The organism is Halovibrio sp. HP20-59 (genome assembly GCF_033052795.2).
GTDB lineage: Bacteria > Pseudomonadota > Gammaproteobacteria > Pseudomonadales > Halomonadaceae > Vreelandella.
Genome location: NZ_JAWJUW020000001.1, coordinates 302,368 through 320,149, shown reverse-complemented (window position 1 = coordinate 320,149; position 17,782 = coordinate 302,368). Strand labels below are relative to the sequence as shown.

Annotated in this window: 17 protein-coding genes; 6 read left to right on the top strand and 11 right to left on the bottom strand. The window is 54.5% G+C overall.

Annotated elements, in window-relative coordinates:
- Positions 1–8: 8 nt before the first annotated feature.
- The 3 genes from RZA33_RS01565 to RZA33_RS01555 form a co-directional block, all read right to left on the bottom strand.
- On the bottom strand, positions 9–734 hold the full coding sequence (locus RZA33_RS01565; protein WP_317506087.1) for a 3'-5' exonuclease: 726 nt from the start codon (positions 732–734) through the stop codon (positions 9–11).
- A 1-nt stretch (position 735) separates the two neighbouring features.
- Positions 736–2,646 carry a DUF294 nucleotidyltransferase-like domain-containing protein gene (locus RZA33_RS01560; RefSeq protein ID WP_317506086.1) on the bottom strand — a complete coding sequence of 637 codons (1,911 nt, stop codon included), beginning with the start codon at positions 2,644–2,646 and terminating at the stop codon, positions 736–738.
- Positions 2,647–2,852: 206 nt separating this feature from the next.
- Positions 2,853–3,245, bottom strand: a complete 393-nt coding sequence (locus RZA33_RS01555) for a DUF4168 domain-containing protein (protein ID WP_317506085.1) — start codon at positions 3,243–3,245, stop codon at positions 2,853–2,855.
- A 144-nt stretch (positions 3,246–3,389) separates the two neighbouring features.
- Between RZA33_RS01555 and RZA33_RS01550 the strand changes: the two genes are divergently transcribed.
- Both RZA33_RS01550 and RZA33_RS01545 read left to right on the top strand, forming a co-directional pair.
- Entirely contained in the window at positions 3,390–4,328 is a 939-nt protein-coding gene (locus RZA33_RS01550; protein ID WP_317506084.1) for a DMT family transporter, read from the top strand.
- Between the two features lie 108 nt (positions 4,329–4,436).
- Positions 4,437–5,126 carry an EAL domain-containing protein gene (locus tag RZA33_RS01545; RefSeq protein ID WP_317506209.1) on the top strand — a complete coding sequence of 230 codons (690 nt, stop codon included), beginning with the start codon at positions 4,437–4,439 and terminating at the stop codon, positions 5,124–5,126.
- A 14-nt stretch (positions 5,127–5,140) separates the two neighbouring features.
- On the opposite strand, the gene mtgA is transcribed toward RZA33_RS01545, so the two are convergent.
- The 4 genes from mtgA to RZA33_RS01525 form a co-directional block, all read right to left on the bottom strand.
- Positions 5,141–5,857 (bottom strand): monofunctional biosynthetic peptidoglycan transglycosylase, encoded by a 717-nt coding sequence (gene mtgA, locus RZA33_RS01540; protein WP_317506083.1) that lies wholly within the window; start codon positions 5,855–5,857, stop codon positions 5,141–5,143.
- A gap of 13 nt (positions 5,858–5,870) precedes the next feature.
- Positions 5,871–6,725 carry an S-formylglutathione hydrolase gene (gene fghA / locus RZA33_RS01535; RefSeq protein ID WP_317506082.1) on the bottom strand — a complete coding sequence of 285 codons (855 nt, stop codon included), beginning with the start codon at positions 6,723–6,725 and terminating at the stop codon, positions 5,871–5,873.
- A gap of 102 nt (positions 6,726–6,827) precedes the next feature.
- Complete coding sequence (locus RZA33_RS01530; RefSeq protein WP_317506081.1) at positions 6,828–7,937, bottom strand: S-(hydroxymethyl)glutathione dehydrogenase/class III alcohol dehydrogenase; 1,110 nt, start codon at positions 7,935–7,937, stop codon at positions 6,828–6,830.
- A 42-nt stretch (positions 7,938–7,979) separates the two neighbouring features.
- The gene (locus tag RZA33_RS01525; RefSeq protein ID WP_317506080.1) at positions 7,980–8,963 is read right to left on the bottom strand and encodes an MBL fold metallo-hydrolase; all 984 of its coding nucleotides are present in this window, start codon (positions 8,961–8,963) and stop codon (positions 7,980–7,982) included.
- 129 nt (positions 8,964–9,092) lie between these two features.
- On the opposite strand from RZA33_RS01525, the gene RZA33_RS01520 reads away from it, so the two are divergent.
- Entirely contained in the window at positions 9,093–9,980 is an 888-nt protein-coding gene (locus tag RZA33_RS01520) for a LysR family transcriptional regulator (protein ID WP_317506079.1), read from the top strand.
- Between the two features lie 423 nt (positions 9,981–10,403).
- On the opposite strand, the gene rpoD is transcribed toward RZA33_RS01520, so the two are convergent.
- From rpoD to rpsU, 3 genes are all read right to left on the bottom strand, one after another.
- Positions 10,404–12,254, bottom strand: coding sequence for an RNA polymerase sigma factor RpoD (gene rpoD, locus RZA33_RS01515; RefSeq protein ID WP_317506078.1), 1,851 nt, complete (start codon positions 12,252–12,254; stop codon positions 10,404–10,406).
- Between the two features lie 233 nt (positions 12,255–12,487).
- A complete protein-coding gene (dnaG, locus tag RZA33_RS01510) occupies positions 12,488–14,353 on the bottom strand; it encodes a DNA primase (protein WP_317506077.1) in 1,866 nt (621 codons plus the stop codon).
- Positions 14,354–14,678: 325 nt separating this feature from the next.
- Positions 14,679–14,894, bottom strand: coding sequence for a 30S ribosomal protein S21 (gene rpsU, locus RZA33_RS01505; RefSeq protein WP_008956349.1), 216 nt, complete (start codon positions 14,892–14,894; stop codon positions 14,679–14,681).
- 224 nt (positions 14,895–15,118) lie between these two features.
- On the opposite strand from rpsU, the gene tsaD reads away from it, so the two are divergent.
- Complete coding sequence (gene tsaD / locus RZA33_RS01500) at positions 15,119–16,168, top strand: tRNA (adenosine(37)-N6)-threonylcarbamoyltransferase complex transferase subunit TsaD (RefSeq protein WP_317506076.1); 1,050 nt, start codon at positions 15,119–15,121, stop codon at positions 16,166–16,168.
- Between the two features lie 8 nt (positions 16,169–16,176).
- On the opposite strand, the gene plsY is transcribed toward tsaD, so the two are convergent.
- The gene (gene plsY, locus RZA33_RS01495) at positions 16,177–16,749 is read right to left on the bottom strand and encodes a glycerol-3-phosphate 1-O-acyltransferase PlsY (RefSeq protein ID WP_317506075.1); all 573 of its coding nucleotides are present in this window, start codon (positions 16,747–16,749) and stop codon (positions 16,177–16,179) included.
- Between the two features lie 103 nt (positions 16,750–16,852).
- On the opposite strand from plsY, the gene folB reads away from it, so the two are divergent.
- Positions 16,853–17,233 carry a dihydroneopterin aldolase gene (gene folB / locus RZA33_RS01490; protein WP_317506074.1) on the top strand — a complete coding sequence of 127 codons (381 nt, stop codon included), beginning with the start codon at positions 16,853–16,855 and terminating at the stop codon, positions 17,231–17,233.
- Positions 17,230–17,778 (top strand): 2-amino-4-hydroxy-6-hydroxymethyldihydropteridine diphosphokinase, encoded by a 549-nt coding sequence (folK, locus tag RZA33_RS01485; RefSeq protein ID WP_317506073.1) that lies wholly within the window; start codon positions 17,230–17,232, stop codon positions 17,776–17,778. Before folB ends, folK begins: the two co-directional genes overlap by 4 nt.
- Positions 17,779–17,782 lie beyond the last annotated feature (4 nt).

Sequence of the window (17,782 nt, the reverse complement as noted above, 5' to 3'; positions counted from 1 at the left end):
GACGGTCTTCAACACCATATATCTTTCAATGGCGTATCGGGTCGGTAATGAGTCGCAATCTGCGCCTGTAATAACTCTGCGGTCGCCAGGGCATCGACCAGGGCATGATGCCCTTGATAACCAGGCAGGCCGTAGCGTTCGCGGCTCGAGTGGAGACGGATGGAAACCGGTGGGCGACCCAGCCAACGACGAAAGCGCGCCCATAGCGTTTGGCGATGCAACCTTGCTTCAAGCGACATGGTATCAATCATCGGAAACAGCACCCCTTCGCCACGACGTGCCTTAACGGCGGCGTCTAAAAAGGGTCGTTCAATATTGCGAAAATGAACCACGACCAAGCGACCGGCAAGCTGTGCCAAGACATCATCCAATATCTCTTCTAGGTCCGGCGCCTCGGCGATTTCTGAATGGGTAATATGGTGGTAGGCAATTGAGGCTTCGTCTAAGGGCCTGGGCGGGTTCAGCACCCAGTAGCGTCGTTCAGCAAGCTTAATGCGTTGGAGCGTAAAAGGCACTAGGCCAATACTCACAATCGCATGACGCCGCTCATCGAGCCCCGTGGTTTCCATATCCAGCGCCACCATAGGCACCTCGGCAATGGGGGTCTCGGGGTGTGGTAATGGTGTATCAAAAAACCGCTGAATAGCCGGATTATGCGCCTGTTGGGCCCGCTGTTGCATATAACCCGTCCAGTCGGCCTGGGTTATTTTTTGGCGTGGACGTATACCGCGCATTTTAAAGTCCCTGCCGTTGAGCAGGCATAGGATAGCGGAATTTTAAAAACTTTTGGGCATTGCTGAGTACCTGGAAAGCGTCTTTTAGTGTGTGCCGCTCGCTATCCTCAACGTCTTCCGGTTCGATATTGTTATCCGGTTGGCGATCCTCTTGTAGGTCAATCATTTGATGACGCAGCCGCGACATGCATAAGAACTCAAAGGCGTAACTGAGCTTGTCACTCATGCCAGTCGCCAATAGCTGGGTTTTGCCAATGTCATTCAAACGCTGGAAAGAGTTCTGTGTTTTGGAGCCGCAAGCCAAGGCATGGATACGCACCAAATCAACCATCGGCGCGGTACCCCGGCGCTTTAGGTTGATTGAGTTGTTATGCTTCCCGTCCTTCTCCATCACGAAAGTACGGAAAAATCCCAGCGGCGGAGTGCGGTTCAGGGCATTGCGCGCCATGGCGGCTAAAAATAGTGGCGACTTAGGGGCTGTTTCAGCAATCAGATCTTGTAGCGTTTCCACGTAGTGGTCTTCGCCATAACAGCTATCGAGATCAAAGAAAATTGAGCTGTGCAGTAGTCGCTCTGGTGTGGGGTTGGCCATCCAATCCTTAAAATAACCTTTCCAAACATGCAGCGGTTGCCTCCACTGAGTGTTGGTCGCCATCACATCGCCCTTGCAATAAGGGTAGCCGCAGGCGTCTAGGCCATCGCTGACAATTTTTGCTAGCGCATAAAAGTAATCGTCATGCTGCTCAGGGTTAAAATCATCGGAGAGGATCAGCGCATGATCTTGGTCGGTGACAATGCTCTGTTCATTGCGCGCCATGGAGCCATTGACCATAAAGCAATAAGGAACCGGAGGCGGCCCCAACTCCGCTTCAGCCATTTCCAACAGGCGTCGTGTAAAGCTGCGCCCGATCGTTGAAAGTGCACTGCCCACCATCTGCGAGTTAGCGCCCTCTTGCACCATCCGCACAAACGCCGCGCGCACGTCGGGAGCTAAGCGCGCCAGTCCCTGAGTGCTGGATTGATTGAAAATATTGCTGACAAGATAAAGGCCACTGTGGGTTTCATAGCGGATAATGTCGGAAAGGTGCACCACCCCAACCGGGCGTTGGCGATACACAACGGGCAAGTGGTGAACATTATTGCGCAGCATGGTCAGCATCGCTTCATACACAGATGCATCCGATTGAACAGTAATTAACCGTGAGGAGATTACCTCGCCTACTGGGGTTTGCGGCGAGCGACCTTCGGCGACGACGCGGTTACGAAAATCACTATCGGTTAAAATGCCACACATCTGCCAGGTTTGGCCTTCGCTATCTTTAAAGCTAAACCGAGGATTTTCACTGCCCTCTTTCAATACCAGCAGGGCAGATGCTTGGGCTTCACTCATCTGCTGAGCAGCCCGCTGGACGCTGGTGGATGCTTCGACCATTAACGGATAGCGAGTAAGCAGCTTACGTATCCGCGTGACCATCATATCGTTGGATTTCTTTTGTTGCTCGGCGACGGTTTCTAGGCGCGGGCGCTCAAGCTCTACAAAATCTGCAAAATGGTCATCTTCTTCGCACAGCCGCTGAAAGACCGCATCCGGGATAAAATACAGCAGGGTATCTTCGATCGCCTTTGCGGGAAGACTCACTTTATGGCTTCGCAACAAGCTAAAATGACCGAAGATGTCGCCTTCGCCAAGGCGGTTATAAAGCTCTCCGTTTCTACGATAGACTTCCACGGCACCACTGCGTATATAACACAAATCATTAAGCGTCTCGTTGAATACTAAGATGTCACTGCCGGTTTTGAAGTAGCTAACTTCCACCTGCTCGGCAATCGCATCAAGAAGGTCGTCCGACAACCCGTCGAAGGGAGGGAACCGCCCCATGTGCTGGCGTATTTCTAACAGTTCGACGTCCATGGCGCCTCCTAGGGCTTGCCGATCAATACATGAATTGAAGTGTGGCGGGGCGACGGGGCGACGTAAACCCCGCACGCATAATTAAATGACTACCCGCAAAAAAGCCCGGCACTAGGTGTGCCGGGCTTTAAGTGGCCGAAACCACGCTAACACGAATGTTAGCTGATTAAATAACTAACAGTTTCAGCCGATAGTAACAGCACAGCTTAGGATTGGCTCGCCATTTCTTGCACACGCTGCATCATTTCGGGATCTTGCTGAATGGACTGGCCAATAGCGTTAAAGGTATCGACATCAAGACCGCTATCTTCGACAACTTCAATCATGCGGTCGTTAGCTTCGGCGCGCACTTCCTGCTGCGCAGATTCATCTTCTGCTTCCTGCAGACGCTGCGTATATTCTTGAGAAATAACGGCGATTTCTTGAGAAGCATCGGCAAACTGCTGGAGCTGATCGTCAGAAAAATCCTGGGCGGGAGCGGCTTGCTGAGTTGCCATTGGATCTTGAGCGGAGTCTTGATCTTGCTGGGCGTGGGCAGTTGTCGCCATAAGACCAGTTGCGAGCAGGGCAGCGGAGAACAGAGCCGTCATACGTTGCATAATAAAAACCTCAATGATGCGTTGTGAGTGTGGGTACTGTGACGCAGCTGTTCCGAACAGGTTCAATTTTTAATGTAACGGTTAGTAACAGAAAGAAGCTTATTCCTCTTAACATTCAAAGGTCCACGCCATGATGGAATCAGTATGACACCGTTATTCAATCAACTAAGCTCGGATAATTTAGCTTCAGCCGGGCTTAAGGCCATGCCAACGCTTTTTGTGCTGCTGTGGAGCACCGGCTTTATCGGCGCCAAATTTGGCCTACCCTACGCCGAACCATTTACGTTTTTGTTTATTCGTTTCGTGCTCACACTGCTGCTATTAATTCCACTGGTCATCATCTTGCGTATCCGCTGGCCTTCATCACCTAGGTTATGGACACATATCGCCATATCGGGTTTTCTAGTCCATGGCGGCTACTTGAGCGGTGTTTTTTATAGCATTGACTTGGGAATGCCTGCGGGACTAGCAGCGTTGCTTGTCGGGCTTCAGCCGCTAGTAACGGCGGCCTTAGCGGGCCCGTTACTGGGTGAAAAACTGTCATGGCGTCAATGGTTGGGGCTGGCCTTGGGACTCATCGGCATCAGCTTGGTACTCGGTAGCCAGCTAGACATAGGTAACACGCTCTTTGATGGCTTCGGCATTAGTGCACTGCTGTGTGTGATGGCCGCCTTAGTGGGCATTTCCTTGGGCACGCTGTATCAAAAACGCTTTTGCACCCGTATGCCACTGCTATCTGGCGCGGTTATTCAATACTTGGCTGCGGCAATGCTCGTCGGAAGTGGCGCACTGCTGTTTGAGACTCGTCAGGTGGAATGGAGCATCACGTTTGCACTGACGCTTGGCTGGCTGGTGTTGATTCTCTCGATTGCCGCTATCCTGTTACTCATGGCCTTGATTAAAAAGGGGGAAGCCTCGCGGGTCGCGAGCCTTTTTTATCTTGTGCCACCGGTCACGGCGCTTCAAGCGTGGTGGCTATTTGACGAGCGTCTTCCCTGGCTAGGGCTTGTGGGGATGTTGGTCGCCATCACTGGGGTGGTGATGGTTATTCGAAAACCCGCCTATAAGGCGACTGAACGATAACGATATTTGTAGACCAAGGTTTGGATAAACATGTCAGCACAACACCACTGTGCCAGAGTGAACGACCGCTGTAACCGCTGCGATTCACCGGTACCTTTTGCATTTACCATGGCGTTTCAACCTATCGTTGATGTTAGCCAACGAAAAATCATTTATTACGAGGCGTTGGTGCGCGGTCCTAAGGGTGAGTCCGCCTTTTCTATCCTTGAAAAGGTCACCCCGGATTTACTCTACCGCTTTGATCAGGCCTGCCGTATTAAAGCGATTGAGCTTGCTAGTGAGCTGGGCATGCAGGAACGGCTGTCTATCAACTTTCTGCCCAATGCGGTCTACGAGCCAGAAGCGTGCATTCAGGCTACCTTGGACACATCGCGACGAGTAGGCTGGCCCGCCCACCGGCTCAATTTCGAAATCACCGAAACCGAGCGTGTCGATGACCGCACGCATATGCGTTCGATTATTGAAAGCTACCGAGAAATGGGCTTTACCACTTCGCTAGATGACTTTGGTAATGGCTATGCCAACCTTGATCTATTGACCGACCTACGCCCTGATACGCTTAAAATTGACCGCGATTTAATCGTGGGCTGCGATAGCGATAAACGCCGCCAAGCCATTTTGCGCAGCTTGGTAGCGCTGGCAGACACGCTAGGCACACAGTTGATTGCCGAAGGGATTGAAACCCGTGAGGAGTCGCGCTGCTTGCTTGGGCTGGGCATACCCATGCAGCAGGGTTATTACTTTAGCTACCCGAATCTGGAAGCGCTGGCAGAGATTGACGACGCTAAATACGACTAGCGTGAATAAAACGGCTATAGCTGTTGCAAAAAACCAGCCCCGCCTAAATTACGCATTTGCTGACGTATCCATTGGCTTCGACGCTCCACCTGAGCATCGGGACGTGCCGCACTACGCGTCAGCGGGCTGGGCAAAATCGCCGCCAGCAGGCTCGCTTGACGCTCAGTCAACGCGTCGGAAGAAGCGCCAAAGTAATGCTGGGCCGCTGCTTCGATGCCGAACACCCCCCTGTCCCATTCGGCCACATTGAGGTAAATTTCTAGAATACGCTGCTTGCTCCACAGCACCTCAATAAGCAGTGTAAACCATGCCTCTAAGCCTTTACGCGTCCAGCTACGGCCCGTCCATAAGAAAACGTTCTTCGCGGTTTGTTGGCTAAGGGTGCTGGCTCCGCGCAACCGCCCTCCGTCTCGACTGGCCTCCCAAGCACGCCGCAACTCGACAAGGTCAAATCCACCGTGGTGTGGAAAGCGCTGATCCTCTGCTGCAATCACGGCTAACTTGGCATTTGCCGAAAGAGAATCCCAACTACGCCATGTTCGCTGTATGTTAATTGGCTCGCTGTAAATCCAACTCTGAACTTTGCGCTCAACCATCACCATCGACCCCGGTGGAGGCACGGCGCGAAACAGTAGTACCAACGCGACAGAAAAAAGTACAAACGCCAGCACGCCACGCCAAACAACACGCCATAGTAGACGCATAAACCGGCGCAGCGAGCGATTGAGCATTTCGTTATCCTTATTAACGCTTCAAGAGGTGGTCTGCATGATAACGCAGATGGTCCTCGATGAACGAGGCGATAAAGAAGTAGCTGTGATCGTAGCCTGGCTGACGACGCAGCGTCAGCGGATGATCGTGCTCCTCACATACAGCCTCTAGGCGTTCAGGCTGTAGCTGTTCCTCCAGGAACTGATCGGCCTCCCCCTGATCGATAAACAGACGTTGACGAGAGGCTCCGTTGGCGACCAATTCGCAGGCATCATACTGGCGCCAGCGCGATGTGTCCTCGCCTAAATAAGTACTGAAGGCTTGCTGACCCCAGGGGCAATTGATCGGATTAACCACCGGCGAAAAGGCTGATACTGAACGGAAACGCCCGGGGTGGCGAAGCGCTAAAATTAGCGCCCCGTGCCCACCCATGGAGTGTCCGCTGATAGATTCACGCCCATTGACCGGAAAATGCTGACGCACCACGGAGGGCAGCTCTTCAATCACATAGTCGTACATGCGATAGTGGGACTTCCATGGTGACTCGGTGGCATTGACGTAAAAACCGGCCCCAGAGCCTAAATCAAAGCGCTCATGCTCGCCGGGCAAATCGGTACCCCGTGGGCTAGTATCAGGGCAAACGATCGCCACCCCTAGCTCAGCAGCGATCCGGTGGGCGCCGGCTTTCTGCATAAAGTTTTCGTCATTGCAGGTCAGCCCTGAGAGCCACCAAAGCAGTGGCACTCGCTCATTTTCCGCCTGAGGTGGCAAGTAAACGGCGAAGATCATGTCGCAGTCCAGCGCACGGGAGTAGTGGCGGTAGCGCTTATGCCAGCCACCGAAGCTACGGTTGGCGGACACCAGTTCTAAAGTTTCACTCATGCTCATGGGCAGGTTCCTTTAAATGCAGCAAACGCGGCAGGTCAGCCCTGCCGCGTTTTAAACGTACTCACTATACTACTAAATAATCCCGCGCTTAGTAGTGCAAGATTAGTAATGCAAGACGCTACGAATGCTCTTACCCGCATGCAACAAATCAAAGGCGTCGTTGATCTGTTCAAACGGCATATCCTGAGTGATGAAATCGTCAATGTTGAGTTCGCCTTTCATGTAGCTATCAACGTAGCCCGGCAGTTCGCTGCGTCCTTTTACGCCACCAAAGGCAGAGCCTTTCCAGACGCGTCCAGTCACCAATTGGAAGGGACGGGTCGAGATTTCTTCACCCGCACCGGCAACCCCAATGATGATTGATTCACCCCAGCCTTTGTGACAGCACTCAAGAGCCGAACGCATGACGTTAACGTTGCCGATACACTCGAAGGAATAGTCAACGCCACCGTCGGTAAGGTCAACAATGACCTGCTGAATGGGGTCTGAATAGTCTTTAGGGTTAACAAAGTCGGTCGCGCCAAACTGCTTGGCTAGCTCGAATTTATCCGGGTTAATATCAATGGCAATAATACGCGACGCTTTCGCCATCACGGAGCCCTGAATAGCGGCTAAACCAATCGCACCCAGGCCAAATATCGCCACCGTGGAACCCGGCTCTACTTTGGCGGTATTGAGCACCGCACCGATACCGGTCGTCACGCCGCAGCCTAGCAGGCAGATTTTATCCATCGGGGCTTCTTTCGACACCACCGCCAGCGATACTTCAGGCAGTACGGTGTACTCGCTAAACGTGGAGGTACCCATGTAATGGTGAAGCATCTTACCGTCTAGCGAGAAGCGCGAGGTGCCGTCCGGCATCACGCCTTTGCCCTGGGTAGCGCGCACGCTGCCACACAAATTGGTTTTGCCCGATAAGCAGAACTTACACTTGCCACATTCTGCAGTATACAGTGGGATAACGTGGTCGCCCGGCTTAAGACTCGTAACGCCCTCACCAACTTCTTGCACCACGCCAGCGCCCTCATGGCCCAGCACGGCAGGAAAATTGCCTTCGGGGTCAGCACCAGAAAGCGTGTAAGCATCAGTATGACAAACGCTAGTGGCGGCCATTTTAACCAATACTTCACCGGCTTTCGGGCCTTCCACATCAATCTCAACTAGCTCTAGCGGCTTACCCGCTTCCAGTGCAATAGCTGCGCGTGACTTCATGTTAATTCCTTACTATTGGTTATTTCTAAGGCAATAATTACATTATTCGTCGGTGGTTACCGGGCCAAATTCAACCGGCAGCCAGCGATAGCCCTCTTCATCTTTTACGATATGGCCAATTCCGGGGAATGGCATGTGCGCGCCAGCGACCCAGTGTTCATCTTCAACGGCGCTTTCGAGCGCGTTTTCTCGCGTGCGAATGGCCTGTTCTGGATCAGAATCAAATTCAATGGCCACGCTGGGATCAGCAAATTGAACACCGTAGCTGTGGACGACGTCTCCCCATACCAGCATGGCGTCATCATCGCTGTTGAGCATAAAGCTTGAATGCCCTGCCGTATGTCCATGGGTATCTTGGGCAACAATGCCCATCAACACTTCATCCCCGAGAGTGAAGGGGTTGAAACGATCAGCCTCCTGATAAGGCGCTACCGCGTCTTGGGCCATGGTAAAGAAGGCCTGGGCAGATTCAGGCGCTGCCGCCGCACGCTCCTCATCCAGCCAAAAATCAACATCGGCTTGGCTGGCACGCAGCTCCGCATTGGGATAAACCGCTTCGCCCGCCTCATTCGCCAAACCACACACGTGGTCAGGGTGCAGATGGGTCATTAGCACTGTATCGACATCGTCAGGCGAGTAGCCAGAAGCACGCAGGTTGCTCTCTACCTGGCCCAGTGAAGGACCAAAGCAGGCGGCGGAACCGGCATCCACTAGCACCAAGTTATCGCCGGTATGAATCAGAAAGGCGTTGACGGCGGTTTGCATACCGCTTTCCGCATCAATAAATAGGGCGTCTAAATGACGGAGGATTTCATCTTGCTCCATGCCTTTTAGTAGAGACGTGTCGATAGCGGTGTGACCGTCGTATAGAGCGGTTACTTCATATTCCCCCACCATCATGCGAAACCAGCCCGGCGCTTGTTCTTGCTGCTGCGTGGGCGGTTCCGCCTGAGCACTGACTGCCAAGCCCGCAGTCATGGCGACTGCCAGCGCACCGCGCGACCACTGAGATAAAGAGTTAGACATACGCAAAGGCTCCATTGATAGACAAACGATGCCAGTAGTGTAGGCCAGCTAGGCGCTGTTGATAAACCGGGATACACTCATAAGATTATTGCTACACAGCAACAATCGCTAACACCCCAAGGAATTAGCATGCAGCACTGGAGTCGTATCGAAGCCTTTATCGAGGTGGTGCGTTTAGGTACGTTTTCTGCCGCGGCTCGCCACCTGAAGGTATCAACCTCGCATATCAGCCGTTTGGTCAGTCAACTCGAAAATCAGCTGGGCGTGCAGTTACTCTATCGCACCACCCGCCAAATCCGCTTAACCGATGCCGGAGCAACCTACGTTGAGCATTGCCGCCACTTATTTGATGGGCTGCGCGATGCCGAACAGGCCATTAGCGAACTTCAAGCCAAGCCCAGCGGGCTGCTCAAGCTCACCTCGGCGACGACCTTCGGCGAACGCTTTATCGCCCCGCTGGTCAATGATTTTCAGTGTTTACACCCGCAGCTGGATGTTCATCTGCACTTCACTAATCGCCCGGTGGCGCTGATTGAAGAGGGTTACGACATCGCCATTCGCATGGGAGTATTAAAAGATTCCAGCTTGATTGCTCGTCGCCTTTGTGACCGGCGGGAGTATATCGTCGGCTCCCAGGCGTACTTTCGCCAGGCGCCGCGGCCGCATACGTTGGGTGAACTTAGTCAGCACCGCTGCCTGATTGGCTCCCGGCCCAACTGGCTATTTGAGGTCAATGGCCATCGCCGCGAGGTGCGCGTAGAAGGCTGTTGGAGCGGCAATTCAGGTCCGGCGCTATTAGACGCCGCCCGCAAAGGGCTGGGCCTTGCGCAGCTGCCGGACTACTACGTGGCTCCTTACCTTGCCAGCGGTGAACTGGTAGCCGTGCTTGAACCTTTCCAGCACCACGACACCGCCGTTTGGGCGGTCTACCCACGCCACCGTCACCTATCGCCCAAAATCCGCCAGCTAGTGGATTATCTGGTTGCCAATATTGATAGCGTATTGCCCAAGAGGTAGCCATGGTGATTAAGCTTTTCAGTGTTGGTATTGCCTACCTATTAGACGCATTGCAGAGGTGATGACCAAGCGTCGAGTGAATAACCACAATATCGACGTGCCAACACACAAATGTTGACGATATAATGAACATTCAACCATGCATGTTTTTTTTCATAACCCTGTCATTGCGTAGCAGCAACGCTGCGAACCCACAAAGGATGTTGGTATGTCTGCCCCCCCGCCTGGCCAATCGGCTACAGCCTGATTTTAATTGCCACCCTGGAGCTTCTTCTGCTGGCCCATCGCATTTATCAAGACCGTCAAATAACACATTAAGCGCGGCAACGATCTCAAGGCCCCCTCCATCAAAAAGCCCGCCGTTCAAAGAACGACGGGCTTTTTACTTTCTAGTTACCACTCACAACCTACTACTTACTGCAATCACTCGTCGAGGAACGAGCGTAATGGCTCAGAGCGGCTGGGGTGGCGCAGTTTACGCAGCGCTTTGGCTTCAATTTGACGGATTCGCTCGCGAGTGACGTCAAACTGCTTGCCCACCTCTTCCAGTGTATGGTCGGTATTCATGTCGATACCGAAACGCATGCGCAGGACTTTTGCTTCGCGGGCGGTCAAGCCGCCTAACACGTTGCGTGTGGCTTCGATAAGACCTTCACCGGTGGCCATATCAATGGGTAGCAGCATGGTGCCGTCTTCGATAAAGTCGCCCAGGTGTGAATCATCGTCGTCACCAATCGGCGTCTCCATGGAGATCGGCTCTTTGGCAATCTTGAGCACCTTGCGTACTTTATCTTCCGGCATTTCCAAGCGCTCGCCGAGTTCTTCCGGCGTCGGCTCACGACCCATTTCCTGAAGCATCTGGCGCGATACGCGATTGAGCTTGTTAATGGTCTCAATCATGTGCACTGGAATACGAATGGTGCGCGCCTGATCGGCAATCGAGCGGGTAATTGCCTGACGAATCCACCAAGTGGCATAAGTCGAGAACTTGTAACCACGGCGATATTCGAACTTATCGACCGCCTTCATCAAGCCGATGTTGCCCTCTTGGATCAAATCCAGGAACTGCAGGCCACGGTTGGTGTACTTCTTGGCAATCGAAATAACCAAACGCAAGTTAGCCTCAACCATCTCTTTCTTGGCACGGCGAGCTTTCGCCTCACCAATGGAGAGCTTGCGGTTCACCTCTTTAAGGTCAGAAACCGAGAGCTGCACCATATCTTCTTCAAAGGCGATTTTGCGCTGCGCGCGGGCGATATCAGCACGTAGTGGCTCAAGACGGTCAGCGTATTTGCTTTGCGCGGCCTGAAAATCATCCAGCCACGTTTTGCGCGACTCGTTGCCAGGAAACGACTTGATAAACGTTTTACGCGGCACCTTGGCTTTTTTCACACATAGCTGCATCACCGCTTTTTCTTGAGCACGTACTTGCTCAACGCTGATGCGCACTTGACCCACTAAGCGTTCAAAGTGCTTAGGCACCAGCTTAATCGGCGAGAAAAGTACCGCCAGGCGGGTCTGCTCGGCCTTAAGCTCGGCGCTGCCGCGACCATGCTTAGCAAAGGCGGCTTCCACTAGGGCGTTCTGCTCGCGAATCTGTTCAAAACGCGCACGCGCTTCTTCGGGATCCGGGCCGCCTTCACTGGCTGTGGAATCTTCGTCTTCGTCGTCACCATCGGCTTCAACGTCGTCGTCAATGTCGGACTCGGGCTCCGGTTCAGGCACCTCTGCTTCGGCCACGCCGGGAATGCCTTCGTCGGGATCGATGAAGCCAGAAAACAGATCTGAAAGACGCCCCGGCGCTTCTTCATCCTGGGTAGCGTCGTAGGCATCTAGAATAGACGCAACGGCTCCCGGTAAATAGGCTAGGGACGACATCACCTCACGGGTGCCCTCTTCGATCCGCTTGGCGATTTCAATTTCGCCTTCGCGAGTCAAAAGCTCAACCGTACCCATTTCACGCATATACATGCGTACAGGGTCAGTGGTGCGGCCCACATCACTTTCCACGGCGGCAAGGGCCGCGACAGCCTCTTCCGCAGCGGACTCGTCCGTGGATTGATCCGACATCATCAACGTGTCTTCATCAGGGGCTTCTTCAGCGACACTTATACCCATGTCGTTGATCATGCCAATGATGTCTTCCACTTGATCCGGGTCGGCGATATCCTCAGGTAGATGGTCGTTGACCTCGGCATAGGTCAGGTAGCCCTGTTCCTTGCCTCGAGCGATCAACTCCTTCAGACGCGACTGCTGCTGCGCATTTCCAGCCATAGAAACCCTATCTCGACGAAGAAGAATGAAACACCTGGAGCGCTGAATCGATTAAACTCAACAAGCCGAACAGTATAGCGTAATCTACTGGAAATTTTCCAGCTTGACGTATTTGCGCGGTCATTCAGGTGTGTTAGTTTGTTTGGTTAGGTCAACATTTGATACATTTATGTATGACCGTTTATGTGGTGTCGACACATTAGGAATTCAACCCCCAGCGCTCCAACACCGCCTTATTGACGCTGTGCCAGCTCCATTACCAAGCTTGCCAGACGCTGACGCTGCTCCTTATCTAGCTTATTTCCCGCGCGCTCCTGCGCCAGCAGTGCTTGATACTCTTCCTGCGGAGAGCGCTGACGCTGAAGATACTGCAAGTGTTCCACCAAGCCGTTCAGCTCGGCCTCCCGATCTGCCTTGGGAATCAACAGCTCACGCTTAGCGAAAGCTGCTAAGGCCTGGCCCTGCTGGCTACCTTGAAAATGCGCCAGCACCACCTGCGGGCTGCGGTAGCGCCCCGCCTTGAGCAGTGCAATCAGTTCTCGGCATAACGCTGCATCGTCATCGTCAGGCAGCCACTCCAAATGCTCCGGCAGGGCTTCCACCAAACGGGGCTCATGCAACAATAGCTGCACAATACGCGCCACGGGAGGGAGCGCCTGGGTCCGTGACCGCGACGACGAAGCAGACGTCGCTTGCATAGCGCTAGGCTGGGAAAGTGGCGCCGAATCAGCTCCCAACTGCTCAACCTGCCCCTGGGCAAGGCCCTTAAGGGCACGCTGCTCGGCTGCTTGTACGCGCTTTTCAAGCAGTACTTTCAACTGCTCTTGCGCCAACCCGCTGCGCTGCGCCAATGACTCCAGCAGTAGCGATTTGAGCATACCGTCAGGCACTTTGTTCAATGCCTCAAGCACCTGACTAGCAAATCGCTCGCGCCCCTCCACAGTGTTTAAGTCGCGCCCCTGGGCCGCCTGCTCGAATAGAAACTCCGACAGAGGCACGGCACAGGTCACACGATCCTGAAACGCCTCGGCACCTTCACGGCGCACCAGAGTGTCCGGGTCGTCGCTTTCGGGCAGAAACAAAAACCGCGCTTCGCGGCCATCGATCATTTGTGGCAGCACGGTTTCCAGTGCACGACTGGCCGCCTGCCTACCCGCACGGTCGCCATCGAAGCAGAACACCACGCGGCTCACCAATCGAAACAGGCGGGTTAAATGGTCTTCGGTGGTGGCAGTACCCAGGGTCGCCACGGCGTTATGAATACCGTATTGGGCCAGCGCCACCACATCCATGTAGCCTTCAACCATGACAAGCTGCTCAAGCTTGTTCGACGCTTGGCGCGCCTCATACAAGCCGTAAAGTTCGCGGCCTTTATGAAACACCGGCGTTTCCGGCGAGTTGAGGTATTTGGGCTGATCATCACCCATCACTCGCCCGCCGAAAGCAATGGTACGCCCGCGCAAATCGCGAATGGGGAACATTACCCGATCACGAAAACGGTCGTAGGTACGCCCGGTATCCTCACGATGAATCAGCAGGCCATACTCCACCTGTACTGGCTCACCGACACCCCGCTCGCTGAGGTGCTGTTTTAGCGCCTCCCAACCCGCCGGGGCATAGCCAATGCCATAACTCTTGACCACCTCGTCCGAAAGCCCGCGATCCGCCAAGTAGCGCTGGGCAGGCTGGCCTTCCGCCATTTTTAAACGCTCGCGATAAAAACTGGCGGCAAGCTCAAGCAGGTTAACGCCCTCTTTGCGTTTTTGCTCGCGCTGCTGAGCACGCGGGTCGTCGGCACCTTCGCGGGGCACTTCAATCCCCAGACGCCCGGCCAACTGCTCAACCGCCTCGGGAAAAGGCAGCTTGTCGTACTCCATCAAAAAGCGAAGCGCATTGCCATTGGCACCGCAGCCAAAGCAGTGGTAAAACTGCTTATCTGCACTGACGGTAAACGATGGGGTTTTTTCTTGATGGAAGGGGCACAACCCTGAATAGTTACGACCGGCCTTTTTAAGTTGCACACGCTCACCCACCACCTCGACCACATCGACGCGGCCTAACAGGTCATCAATGAAACGTTGTGGAATTTGGCCTGCCATGAACGCCGGGGATCCTCGCGCAAAGCGCTAGTTCGATAACTTCTGAGATACTGCTTTTTTGAGACACTGTTTTTAAGCCACTGTTCTGAAGACACGGCATTAAAGAAATAGCTTTAAAGACATAGCTCTAGAGACATAGCTTAAAAAACACAGCTTAGGGTCATCAGACCCGTTTCCAGATCAGATCACTCTAAGCAGTAACGGCCTAACAGCAACGGTTTAAACAGTTATCAAGCGTCGAAAAAACAAACGGCCACCTAGTGGCGGCCGCTTGGCATCCCTCTTGAGACGACCAGCTAACTGCTCCGGCCCCCTCGGGTACGGATCAATAGAGCCGTTCGAAACGCTTTTGCTCACGCTGAACTTTCTTAGCGTGGCGTTTTACGGCAGCTGCCGCTTTGCGTTTACGCTCAGCAGTCGGCTTCTCATAGTGCTCGCGGCGGCGTACTTCAGAAAGAACACCGGCTTTTTCGCAAGAACGCTTGAAGCGACGCAGGGCGACGTCAAACGGCTCGTTATCACGTACTTTTACAGAAGGCATTAAGCACTCACCTACCTTAAGGAGTCTTGAGTTCAGATAGTACGTGCACTGCGATATTACGATTTAGAACGCGGTGCACGACCCAGTTTTACAGCGCAAAGTAGTTTAGTCGCCGTTGGCCATCTTTGCAAATGCTTACGCCCGCCTGCGCCGTCAATGCTAGACTAGTGCTCTTGTGTTTTTCACCTTCACATCTTTTAAATATCCTTTGAGAGTCCCTCTTTATGCGTGTTCTGGGCATTGAAACATCCTGCGACGAAACAGGTGTTGCGATTTACGACACCTCGTTAACAGGCGGCGAAGGACTACTCGCCGATGCGCTGTATAGCCAAATCGATATGCACGCAGCGTTTGGCGGCGTGGTGCCCGAACTCGCCTCTCGCGATCACACCCGCAAACTGCTGCCGCTGATTGAACAGGTACTGCGCGACGCCAAGCTGACGCGCTGCGACTTGGATGGCATCACCTATACCGCTGGACCCGGCTTGGTCGGCGCATTAATGGTGGGTGCCAGCACGGCCCACGGCATGGCCCGCGCATTAAACATTCCCGTACTCGGCGTGCACCACATGGAAGGTCATCTGTTGGCGCCGATGCTGGAAGACGAGTCGCCAGCTTTCCCCTTCGTGGCGCTGCTGGTATCAGGCGGCCATACCCAGCTCGTCGAAGTTCAGGGGCTAGGTCGCTATCAACTGCTTGGCGAATCGGTGGATGACGCGGCAGGTGAAGCCTTTGACAAAGCCGCCAAGATGCTCGGGCTGGCCTACCCAGGCGGCCCTCAGGTCGCCAAGTTAGCGGAACAGGGCAACCCCAAACGCTTGCGCTTTCCGCGCCCCATGACCGACCGGCCGGGGCTGGACTTTAGTTTTTCGGGCCTAAAAACTCACACCATGACGGCCATTCGCCAGCTGGAAACAGCCGACGAGCTCGATGCCCAGGCCCGCGCCGACGTTGCCCGCGCCTTTGAAGAGGCCGTTGTCGATACGCTGGTGATTAAGTGCCGTCGAGCGCTGGACCAAACTGACTTGAAGCGCTTAGTGGTCGCCGGCGGGGTGAGCGCCAATCATCGCCTGCGCGAACGACTGCAAGCTGAGTGTGAAAAACGCCAAGCCCGCGCCTACTACCCGCGCGGACGATTCTGTACCGACAATGGCGCGATGATTGCCTATGTCGGTGCTCAACGCCTGGCAGCGGGAGAGTGCGACCCTCCAGGAGTGATGCAAGCGACGCCTCGCTGGCCGCTGGATCAGTTGACAGCGCCTGCCTCACACTAACAACCACGCTAAGAACCATTAAATGGCGGCTCTTCACCACGTCGCAGTCGGCGAATATTAAGCCCGTGACGGGCCAGCACCAGCAGGCTGAATCCTCCTACCACCATGACGTACTCCGGCGCCAGCCAGCCACAGGCCAGCGGCGCCACCAGAGCACTCACCAGCGAGGCCAGCGCCGCCGTTCTAAGCCGCCACGCCAGTAGCGCCCACACGGCTGCACTCAGTAGCGCCACTTGGGGAACCAGCACCAGCAGCACGCCAAACGCACTGGCGACAGCTTTTCCCCCTCGAAAGCCATGCCACAGCGGAAAGCTGTGGCCCAGCAGCACCGCCAACCCCACCAACCCTTGCAGCCAGACCGGGTAACCCATTAGCTTTGCACCCAGCAAGGCAGGCATAGCTTTTAAGGCGTCTAACAAAAGTGTCGCTGACGCTAAGCGCGGCCCATACAGGCGAAGCACGTTGGAAAAGCCGGGGTTAAAGGAGCCGCAGTGGCGGGGATCAGCTACGCCCGCCAGGCGGCAAACGCTCAGTGCTGCCAGCCAACTGCCGCTTAAATACCCCAACACTATCCACACCATGGCTGTATGCTCACTTTATAGACCGTCTCGTTAGCTCGGCATGCTGTCGTTTAGCCCCATCCTAACGTACAATCGCTGGCTTGTTGCCGTAGGGGGAAGCTGGATGGATCGCATTTTGATTGAAGCGTTAAGTGTCGATACCGTGATTGGCGTCTACGACTGGGAGCGCTCAATTCAACAGTCACTAAGCTTAGACTTGGTACTGGCAACCGATATTCGCTCGGCGGCAGCCACCGACGATTTACGCCTCACTTTGGACTACGCTGCTATCTGCCAGCGCATTCAGCAGTTTGCCGATGCCCATCAGTTCGCCCTGGTCGAGACGTTCGCCGAACGCCTTGCTGAGTGCCTGCGTACTGAATTCCCCATCACTTGGCTGCGCCTAACGCTACGTAAACCGGGCGCGGTTGCCAACGCCGTTAGCGTCGGCCTGGAAATTACCCGCGGCAATCTGCCGGAGGCAGCCCAGGAGGTCAGCGCATGAACCTGGTGACCGTCAGTTTAGGCAGTAATATTAACCCCACTCGGCATATTCGCTGCTGCCTTGATGCGCTTGCTGATACCTTCGGCCCCCTGCAGATCTCTCGCGTGTTTGAAAGCGAGCCGGTTGGCTTCGCCGACAGCCGCAATTTTTATAACCTGGTGGTGGCGTTTCACAGCGCCTGGACGCCCGGTGAGCTTCAGGCGTGGGGGAAACAGCTTGAAATACAGCATGGTCGCCTGCCCGATATCACCAAATTTAGCCCCCGCGCGCTGGATATCGACTTGCTCACCGTGGGCGATACAAGCGGCACGGTTGACGAGATCGCCTTACCGCGTAGCGAAATTACCCATAATGCGTTTGTGTTACAGCCGCTTGCCGAGCTGTTGCCGGAGCAGCGCCACCCCCACTGTGGCACGCCCTATGCTGCGCTATGGAGCGCCTTTGAGCTTGGTAGCCAACGCCTTTGGGCGGTGGATTTCAGTTGGCGCGGCCGCTGGATCTCCCAGGCTGACGAACAGCCGTTGCTGGCGGCGGCGCGCCGATAAACGG